We start from the raw sequence: 8,789 nt of genomic DNA, 5'->3' as shown, positions 1-8,789 counted from the left end.
GAACTTGCTGAGGTTTCCGCGCGGACGGCCGTCGACGGCGTCGCGGTTGCGGACGCGGATCGGCGAAGCGTCGCGGGGGAGCTTCTGCAGGCCGAGGCGCGCGGCCTCGCGGGACTCGTCGGAGCCGTTCGGGTCGACGAGAGCCTTCTTGAGCTCGGCGCGGCGGGCGGCGTAGCGCTCGACGACGACCTTGCGCTGCTCGTTCTTGGCGATCTTGGACTTCTTGGCCATGTTTAGCGCTCCTCTCGGAAGTCGACGTGCTTGCGCACGACGGGGTCGTACTTCTTGAGCACGAGACGGTCAGGGTTGTTGCGACGGTTCTTGCGGGTCACGTAGGTGTAACCGGTGCCCGCCGTCGAACGGAGCTTGATGATCGGACGGATGTCCTGCTGCTTTGCCATTAGATCTTCTCCCCACGGGCCAGGAGGTCCTTGACGACGGCCTCGATGCCACGGGCGTCGATGACCTTGATGCCCTTGGCGCTCAAGGTGAGGGTCACTTTACGGCGAAGCGACGGAACGTAGTACGTCTTCTTCTGGATGTTCGGATCGAACCGGCGCTTGTTGCGACGGTGCGAGTGCGAGATCGAGTGACCGAAGCCTGGAACGGCTCCCGTCACCTGGCACACTGCTGCCATTGCTTTCTTCTCCAATACCGTGAGGCCGGACGGCCTCACCCAAGGTCACTTGTCGGCGCACGACTTCCCCACGCTTGGAAGGGTGTGAGGGGTTCGTACGCGATCTGAGCAGGAGGAGCCCACTCAGCCAAAGAACAACTCTACGACACGCCCGGGGCGCTGGCAAATCCGGCGGAGCTTCGAGTTTCTGTTCCTGAAACTGAAACTCTCTACTAGACTGGAGAAGCCAACCCGCTCCTCCACGTGAGGGCGGGTCTTTTCTTTGTCCGGGTCACCATCCGGGAGGTCGCCGGAGACGCCCCACAGCCTCCGGCAGCTGGCTCGCGCGATAATCCGCTGCGGTCAGACGGCGCCACCAATGCCGGCCGACACCATCGTCCGGTCGGCCTTTGAGCGCGCCGGCCGTCGGGTTCGTGGAGGGATTCACGGTGCCCACCGGAACGTGCTCCCTGGCCATCCGGAGCGGCAACTCCAGGTCGGAGTCGTTCGTGACGACGATCGCGGCGTCGACGGCTCCGGTCAGGACGTCGAACAGAAGGTGAGACGCGACATTCACGTCCGACCCCTTCTCCTCGCGCTTCTGCACCGTCGCCATCACACGATTCGCGTCGCCCTCCGTCGTCTCGACGCTCCGCAGCGGCAGTCTGCCATCCCAGGTCTCGCCGTCGTGTCGATAGACCGTCGGACGGAACGTTCCGCGTGGTTCGTTGACCAGCGGTTCTTCCTTCGCCCAGGAGACGTAGCGGCCTTCCGCGATCACGTCGACGGAGCGCGCCTCGGCCAGCGCCTCCAGGTAGGCGGTCTGATCCACACTGCCGCTGCGGTTCTCGGCCGGATCGACGCGCGCCGTGCAGTACACGATTCGCGCGAGCCAGGACCCCTGCCATCCCGCCATCGGCTCGACCAACGCCCGGAGATCGAGCCAGCGCCACCCAGGCGTGCCGCGACCGCAATGCTTGCGCGCACCGTAGTAGAGGTTGAACCCGTCGACATAGACCCCGATGCGCATTCATCGAGTCTAGTGATCACATTTCAGTGCAGGGCGGAGCAGTTCTCGCACAGGCCGAAGACGTCGACGACGTGCTGCGCCTGCGTGAAGCCGTGGGCGGCGGCCGCCGCGCGGGCCCATTCCTCGACGGCGTCGGCCTCGATCTCGACCGTCAGACCGCAGTTGCGGCAGATCAGGTGGTGGTGGTGGCCGCCCGTGCAGGCGCGGTAGAGGCTCTCGCCCTCGGGAGACTGCAGGGAGTCGGCGTCGCCCTCGGCCGCGAGGTCGGCGAGCGCGCGGTAGACGGTCGCGAGGCCGATCGGGGAGCCGGTCTCGTGGAGGCTGAGGTGCAGCGATTGCGCGCTGATGAAGCCCTCCGTCGAGGTCAGGGCCTCTCGGACGGCCTCCCGCTGCCAGGTGTTGCGCTTCACGATCTCAGGCTAGCCCGCCTGGCTCACGAGACGCCGTGAACCGCGTTCCCGCCGCACGCCGATCAGGCGGCACACGACGTAGATGACGAAGGAGATGGTGGTGACGTACGGGCTGATCGGCAGCGAGCTCCCGAGCGCCAGCAGGATGCCCCCGACCACCGAGACCAGCGCGAAGACGACGCTGAGCACCGGCACGCTGATCGGCGACGACGAGACGCGCATCGCCGCCGCGGCGGGCGTGACGAGCAGCGAGAGCACCAGCAGTGCGCCCACGATCTGCACGGACACGGCGACCGCGAGGCCGAGCAGGACCATGAAGGCGAGCGCGACGAAGCGGGTCGGGATGCCGCGGGCGGCGGCGACGTCGGCGTCCAGGCTGTCGAAGGTGAGCGGGCGCCACATGAGCAGCAGCCCGATCAGGACGACGACGCCGATGCCGATCAGCCAGCCGAGCTGCGGGTCGTCGACCGAGACGATCTGGCCGGTGAGCAGGCCGAACTTGTTGGCGCTGCGGCCGGGATAGAGCGCCAGGAACAGGATGCCGAGGCCCAGCCCGAAGGGCATGAGCACCGCGATGATCGAGTTGCGGTCGCGGGCCTTCGCCCCGAGCAGGCCGATCAGCACGGCGGCGATCAGGGAGCCGAACAGGGAGCCGACCACGACGTTCGCCCCGAAGAGCAGGGCCGCGGCGGCTCCGGCGAACGAGAGCTCGCTGATGCCGTGCACGGCGAACGCCATGTCGCGCTGCATGACGAAGACGCCGATGAGGCCGCCGACGACGCCCAGCACGGCGCCCGCGAAGATCGAGTTCTTCACGAGCGCGAGCAGCTGGCCGTAGTCGGCGAACGAGAACAGCTGCGACCAGAGGTCGCCCGAGGCGGCGAGGTGCATGATCATGGGGCCGGCTCCGGGTGCGGTGCGGTGGTGTGAGCGTGGTGGGCGTGCGTCTCGGAGTCGGGGATGCCGACCACGACGATGCGCCCGCGGCTGCGGATGACGTCGACGGGGGTCCCGTAGAGATCCGTCAGCACCTCGCTGCGCAGCACCTCGTCCGGGGTGCCGGTGCGGAACCGGCCGCCGGCCAGGTAGAGCACGCGGTCGACCATCCCGAGCACCGGGTTCACGTCGTGCGTCACGAAGACGACCGCGCTGCCGTTCTCGCGCCGGCGCCGGTCGATCAGCTCGCTGACGCCGCGCTGGTGCTGCAGGTCGAGGGAGAGGAGGGGCTCGTCGCAGAGCAGCATGGCCGGGTCTCCGGCGAGCGCCTGGGCGACGCGCAGCCGCTGCTGCTCGCCGCCGGAGAGGGAGCCGACGGGCGCGTCTGCGTAGCGGCGGGCGCCGACGGCGTCGATGAGCTCGTCGGTGCGGGCGCGGTCGGCGCGGCTGGGCAGGGGGAACCCCCAGCGGTGGCCGTCGACACCCAGTCGCACGAGATCCCTCGCGCGCATGGGCGTCCCGGCGGGGATGAGCTTCTGCTGGGGGATGTAGCCGATGCGGCGATCCCCACGGCGCACGGGGTGCCCGTCGAAGGTGATCGAACCGCCGTCGAGGCGCTGCTGGCCCAGGATGGCGCGCAGCAGGCTGGTCTTGCCCGAGCCGTTCGGGCCGAGCACGGCGACGAACTCGCCCGCGTGCACGTCGAGATCGAGACCGCTCCACAGGGTCCGCTCGCCGAAGCCGAGCGAGGCGTCGCGCAGTTGCAGCACGACACCCCGATCGGTGGGCGCGGGGACCCGCGCGAGAGGTTCGGTCATTCCCCGAGTGCCTTGGCCACGGCGTCGATGTTCGCGTTCATCCAGCCGATGTAGTCCTTGCCGCTCGGGAGGGTCTCGGTCACCGGCACGACGGGGACGCCGGCCTGCTTGGCAGCGGCGAGGACCTTCTCGGTCTCGGGGCCGCTGGTCTGCTCATTGTAGGCGAGCAGCTTCACCGAGCCGCCCTGGATCACGCCGAGCATGTCCTGCAGCACGGCGGGGGAGACATCGGTGCCCTCCTCGATCGCCTCACTGAAGGCCTCGGGGGTCTTGTTCTCGAGCCCGGCGGACTCCAGCAGGTAGAGCGGGACGGGCTCCGTGATGGCGACGCCCTCGCCCGCGTACGTCGTCTTGAGCTCGGCGGTGCGGTTCTCGAGCGCGGTCAGCTTCTCGCCGAACGACTTCGCGTTCGCGGTGAAGGTCGACGCCTGCGACGGGTCGGCCTTCGACAGCGCGGCGACCAGGCGGTCCGCCAGCTTCTGCACGGTCGGGAAGTCGTACCAGACGTGCTCGTTGAGCTCGCCGTCGACGGCCTTCTTGCCGGAGATGTCGACGACGTTCAGGACGGTGCGCTTGTCGTTCGGCGCCGCCTTGAGCATGGTGCCGACGAAGTCGTCGTAGCCTCCACCGTTCTCGATGACGATGTCGGCCTTCGAGATGGCGAGCTGGTTCTGCGCGCTCGCCTCGAACGAGTGCGGGTCCTGGGCGGGGTCGTCCATGATCGAGGTGACGTCGACCGCATCGCCGGCGATGGTGGAGGCGATGTCGCCGTACACGTTCGTGCTGGCGACGATGCGGACCTTCCCGTCGTCGGTGGAGGAGCCGGAGGAGGCGGCCGAGCAGCCGGTGAGGGCGAGGGCCGCGGCGGCCGTGAGGGCGATCGCGAGGAGGGGGCGCTTCTGCATGAGCGGGACCTGTCTAAGTCTGCGTTGCTGTGTCGTGTGAGCGGCACCGGTGTCGGGCCACTACGAAACTACGCCTTGTTGAGAATGATTGTCAAAATCAACTCCGCGCCTGCAGAGCCAGCCACGCCAGCGCCCGGTCCTCGGCGCTCGTCATCGAGAGCCCCGTGAGCTCCTCGATCTTCTGCATCCGGTTGCGCAGGGTGTGCCGGTGCACGCCGAGCTGCGTGGCCGCCGCCTCCCAGCTGCCGTTCTCGGCGAGGAACACCCGGAGCGACTCCAGCAGCTGCCCGTCGGCCTCCGCGGCGAGCGGCCGCAGCGGCTCGACGAGGGCGGTGACGGCGGACGAAGGGAGGGCGCGCAGCAGTTCCGCGACGCTGGCCATGCGCGCGAACTCCACGGCGGGGCGGTCGTCCGCCAGCGCGACACCGACCGCGCGCACCGCCTGCGACCGCGCTTCGGCGAGCGCACCGAGAGCGGCCGGAGCGCTGACACCGCAGCGCACGGGCACGAGCTCGGTCGTCGCCGCGACGACGACGCGCTCGATCCACGCGGGCACGGCCTCCGGTGCGATCACGACCACCACGTCGCCGTCCAGCATCCCGGCGACCGGCGGCAGTTCGAGCTCCTCGAGCCAGTCGAGCGCCTTCGTCTCGAGCACGACCGCGCGCGAGCGCGACTTCACGATGCAGACCACCAGTTCGCTCCCGGTGAGTCCCCAGCGGGAGGCGACCGAGCGCGCGAGCGACGCGGGCGCGTTCAGCAGCACCTCCACGACGTCCTGCCGGGCGAGCTGCTCGAGACGCGCGTCCCGCTTCGGGAAGTAGGTGAGGTCGAGCAGCGCGGCGGCCTGGGTCGACAGGTCGCGCGTGCGGCTCGTCGCCCCGCGCCGGGCAGAGACGACCAGCGTCGCGCGCGGATCCTCCGCCCGCCCGACCGGGAAGGTCTGCAGCTCGGGATTGCGCTGACGGCGACTGCGCTGCGTCGCCGCGGTGATGGCGTCGTCGATGTGGATGCGGCCCGCGCCGACCGCCGCGATCGGCTCGCCGTAGCGATCCACCAGCACGGCCCAGCCGTTCAGGAGGCGCGAGAGGGTCGTCACGACGCCCTCGGTTCCGCCGCGGCGCGCCGCCAGGGTCAGGGAGATGATGCCGCTGGAGACCAGTCGCGCCTCCGCCGCGTCGACGATGGGGGAGGTCGCGGCGTCGGCGTCCATGACCTTCCTCTCCTCCGTGCTCGTGGGCACGGGATGACGTTTCGGCGTGCGCACGGCCGCGGGGTGGACGAAACGGCGGGTATCCGGTGCTGAGCACGGCTCATAGCATTTCCACCATCGTAATGACGCGCCCCGAACCCTTGAGGAACCCGCAGTGAAAGCCATCGTCTTCGACAGCACCGACAGCTCCATCGAGTACACCGACGTCGACCTCGCCGAACCCGGCGCTGGGGAGGTGCGGGTGCGCATCGCGGCCGCCGGCGTCTGCCACTCCGACCTCCACGTGCGCCGCAACGAGTGGGACGCCCCGTCGCCGCTGGTGATGGGCCACGAGGGCTCCGGCGTCGTGACCGCCGTCGGCCCCGGCGTCTCCACCCTGGCCGAGGGCGACCACGTCGTGCTCTCCTGGGTCGCCCCCTGCAACGAGTGCCGATACTGCCTGGCCGGGCACGAGGCCCGCTGCCAGGTCGCCGCCAACGTGGTCGCCCCCAACGGCGTGCTGCAGGACGGCACCTCGCGCCTGTCGATCGACGGCGAGCCCCTGCACCACTACCTCGGCGTCTCGTCGTTCGCAGAGGAGGCCGTCGTGCCCGCCTCCGGCGCCATCAAGGTGCGCGACGATGCTCCGCTCGACGTCATCGCCCTCGTCGGCTGCGCCGTCGCGACCGGTGTCGGCGCCGTCACCAACACCGCGGCCGTCGAGCCCGGCTCCATCGTCGTCGTCATCGGCTGCGGCGGCGTCGGCCTCTCCGTCATCCAGGGCGCCCGCCTCGCCGGCGCCTCGCGCATCGTCGCCGTCGACGTCCGCGCTGAGAAGACGGCGCTCGCCCGCCGCCTCGGCGCCACCGACGAGATCGACGCCTCCAAGCAGGACGCCGTCGAGGCGCTCCACGAGATCCTCCCCGACGGCGTCGACTACGCCTTCGACGCCATCGGCAACACCGCCACCACCGAGCAGGCCATCCGCATGCTCGGCCTCGGCGGCGCCGCGGTCATCGTCGGCCTGCCCCCGACAGGCGCCCGCGCCTCGTTCGAGCCGCTCGTGCTCGCGGAGGCCGACCAGCGCATCCTCGGCTCCAACTACGGAAGCGTGCGGCCGTCGATCGACATCCCCGCGCTCGTCGACCGCTACATGGACGGCGACCTGGAGCTCGACCTGCTCGTCAGCGGACGCCGTCCGCTCGCCGAGGCGGAGCAGGCGCTCGACGCCCTGCAGGAGGGCACCGCGCTGCGCACCCTGCTCATCCCCTGAGCACCCCGCCCCACCCTTCTCACGCACCCTTCCCCCGTCCTCTTCCCCCCGAAAGGCAGGACACCGTTGTCTTCGACCGAAACCACCACCCCGGCGCGCCCGGGCGCGAGTGAGAGCGGCCTGCGGCGTGGCGCCATGGGCGGCGCCGAGCTCGTCGCCCAGGCCATCGCCAACATCGCCCCCTCCGCCGTCATCGCCTTCACCGCCGCCGCGATCTTCGTCACGGCCGGCAAGGGCACCTGGCTGTCGTTCGCCCTCGCGACCGTCGTCATCCTGGCCGTCGGCTACTGCATCTCGCAGTTCGCCAAGCGCCGGGCCTCCGCCGGCTCGCTCTACAACTACGCGGCGGCCGGCCTCGGTCCGTTCGGTGCCTTCCTCACCGGGCTCACCCTGGTGATCGGCTGCTTCGGGATCGCCGCCGGCTCGCTGAGCGGTGCGGTCATCCACTTCGGCGCGTTCCTCAACCAGGTCGGCGTCGGGATCAGCGGCGTCGCCGGACAGGTCCTCATCGCGGTGGTGCTGGGCGGCCTCGCCGCGCTGTTCACGGTGTGGGGCGTGCGCGTCTCGGCCCGGGTCTCCCTGGTGCTCGAGATCGTCTCCGTCACGATCATCACGATCCTGCTCGTCATCGCCCTGGCGAACGCCGGCCCGGCCGCGTTCGACCCGTCGCAGTTCTCGCTCGAGGGCGTGGAGCCGCAGGGCGTCGCGATCGGCATGGTGCTCGCGATCCTCGGCTTCGTCGGCTTCTCCAGCGCCGACGCACTCGGCAGGGAGGCCCGCAACCCGTTCAAGGCCATCCCCCGCGCCATCATGTGGAGCGCCCTCGGCGTCGGCGTGCTCTACGTCTTCGCCGCGTACACGCAGGTCGTGGTGCTGGGCGACAAGCTCGGCTCCTCGGTCAGCCCGCTCGACGACATCGCGACCATCGTTGGCCTGCCCAGCTGGTTCAACCCCATCCTGAACCTCGGCATCGCCGCGTCGTTCTTCGCCGTCGTCGTCGCCCCGCTCAACGTCATCGGCCGCATCGTGTACGTGATGGGCAAGGAGGGCGTCGCCCCGAAGTACCTCGGCACCACGCACGCCAAGCTGCTCACCCCGCACCGCGCGCTGCTCGTCTTCGCACCGCTGGTCATCCTCGTCCCCGTCGTGCTCTACCTGTTCGGCGTCGACGCGAACGACGTCCTCGTGTGGGTCGACACCTTCGGCACGTTCGGCTACATGGTCGCCTACGCGGCCGTCGCCATCGCGGCCCCGATCTTCCTGCGCCGCATGGGCATCAAGAACTGGCTCGTCTGGCCCTGCGTGGTCGTGGCCGTCGGCGGGATGGCGTACGTGTTCTGGGTGAACGTCGTCCCGATCCCCGCCTTCCCGCTCAACATCATCCCCCTGCTGTTCCTCGTCGCCGTCATCGCCGGCGTGGGCCGCTACGCGTGGGTGAAGAAGAACCGGCCGGACGTCATCGACGCCATCGGCTCGACGGAGACCGACGTCCTGGAGGGCATCGGCTGACGTCTCGCGAGACCTCGGTATCCCCCACCGAGGAGGCCCCGTCCGGTCGATCGTTCACGGTCCCGGGCGGGGCTTCTCGCTGTCCGGCCGCTGAGGTGCG

The 8,789-nt window shown here is 70.0% G+C and carries 11 protein-coding genes; 2 read left to right on the top strand and 9 right to left on the bottom strand.

Annotated features, from left to right (window positions below):
• The 9 genes from rpsN to BGO91_RS02610 all read right to left on the bottom strand — a co-directional run.
• On the bottom strand, nt 1–231 hold a 231-nt coding region (rpsN, locus tag BGO91_RS02650), incomplete at its 3' end, for a 30S ribosomal protein S14 (protein ID WP_290471321.1).
• A 2-nt stretch (nt 232–233) separates the two neighbouring features.
• Nucleotides 234–401 carry a 50S ribosomal protein L33 gene (gene rpmG / locus BGO91_RS02645; protein WP_021760158.1) on the bottom strand — a complete coding sequence of 56 codons (168 nt, stop codon included), beginning with the start codon at nt 399–401 and terminating at the stop codon, nt 234–236.
• Nucleotides 401–637 (bottom strand): 50S ribosomal protein L28, encoded by a 237-nt coding sequence (gene rpmB, locus BGO91_RS02640; protein ID WP_021760156.1) that lies wholly within the window; start codon nt 635–637, stop codon nt 401–403. Before rpmB ends, rpmG begins: the two co-directional genes overlap by 1 nt.
• Before the next feature lie 271 nt (nt 638–908).
• A complete protein-coding gene (locus BGO91_RS02635; RefSeq protein WP_290471320.1) occupies nt 909–1,646 on the bottom strand; it encodes an NYN domain-containing protein in 738 nt (245 codons plus the stop codon).
• Nucleotides 1,647–1,669: 23 nt separating this feature from the next.
• The gene (locus tag BGO91_RS02630) at nt 1,670–2,059 is read right to left on the bottom strand and encodes a Fur family transcriptional regulator (protein ID WP_179702593.1); all 390 of its coding nucleotides are present in this window, start codon (nt 2,057–2,059) and stop codon (nt 1,670–1,672) included.
• A 6-nt stretch (nt 2,060–2,065) separates the two neighbouring features.
• The gene (locus BGO91_RS02625) at nt 2,066–2,953 is read right to left on the bottom strand and encodes a metal ABC transporter permease (RefSeq protein WP_290471319.1); all 888 of its coding nucleotides are present in this window, start codon (nt 2,951–2,953) and stop codon (nt 2,066–2,068) included.
• Nucleotides 2,950–3,810, bottom strand: a complete 861-nt coding sequence (locus BGO91_RS02620) for an ABC transporter ATP-binding protein (RefSeq protein ID WP_290471318.1) — start codon at nt 3,808–3,810, stop codon at nt 2,950–2,952. Before BGO91_RS02620 ends, BGO91_RS02625 begins: the two co-directional genes overlap by 4 nt.
• Nucleotides 3,807–4,715, bottom strand: a complete 909-nt coding sequence (locus BGO91_RS02615) for a zinc ABC transporter substrate-binding protein (protein WP_290471317.1) — start codon at nt 4,713–4,715, stop codon at nt 3,807–3,809. Before BGO91_RS02615 ends, BGO91_RS02620 begins: the two co-directional genes overlap by 4 nt.
• A 97-nt stretch (nt 4,716–4,812) precedes the next feature.
• Nucleotides 4,813–5,958, bottom strand: coding sequence for a CdaR family transcriptional regulator (locus tag BGO91_RS02610; RefSeq protein ID WP_290471316.1), 1,146 nt, complete (start codon nt 5,956–5,958; stop codon nt 4,813–4,815).
• Nucleotides 5,959–6,082: 124 nt separating this feature from the next.
• On the opposite strand from BGO91_RS02610, the gene BGO91_RS02605 reads away from it, so the two are divergent.
• Nucleotides 6,083–7,180, top strand: a complete 1,098-nt coding sequence (locus BGO91_RS02605; protein ID WP_021758108.1) for a Zn-dependent alcohol dehydrogenase — start codon at nt 6,083–6,085, stop codon at nt 7,178–7,180.
• Nucleotides 7,181–7,246: 66 nt separating this feature from the next.
• Entirely contained in the window at nt 7,247–8,689 is a 1,443-nt protein-coding gene (locus BGO91_RS02600) for an APC family permease (protein WP_290471315.1), read from the top strand.
• The last annotated feature ends 100 nt before the right edge of the window (nt 8,690–8,789 follow it).

The sequence above is a fragment of the Leifsonia sp. 71-9 genome, assembly GCF_001898805.1.
Lineage (GTDB): Bacteria > Actinomycetota > Actinomycetes > Actinomycetales > Microbacteriaceae > Leifsonia.
This window is presented reverse-complemented; position numbering and strand designations above follow the sequence as displayed.

Bases quoted from the DNA above. Each gene is read 5' to 3' on its own strand.
- rpmB (WP_021760156.1), bottom strand. From the start codon at position 637: ATGGCAGCAGTGTGCCAGGTGACGGGAGCCGTTCCAGGCTTCGGTCAC.
- BGO91_RS02635 (WP_290471320.1), bottom strand. From the start codon at position 1,646: ATGCGCATCGGGGTCTATGTCGACGGGTTCAACCTCTACTACGGTGCG.
- BGO91_RS02620 (WP_290471318.1), bottom strand. From the start codon at position 3,810: ATGACCGAACCTCTCGCGCGGGTCCCCGCGCCCACCGATCGGGGTGTC.
- BGO91_RS02615 (WP_290471317.1), bottom strand. From the start codon at position 4,715: ATGCAGAAGCGCCCCCTCCTCGCGATCGCCCTCACGGCCGCCGCGGCC.
- BGO91_RS02625 (WP_290471319.1), bottom strand. From the start codon at position 2,953: ATGATCATGCACCTCGCCGCCTCGGGCGACCTCTGGTCGCAGCTGTTC.
- rpmG (WP_021760158.1), bottom strand. From the start codon at position 401: ATGGCAAAGCAGCAGGACATCCGTCCGATCATCAAGCTCCGTTCGACG.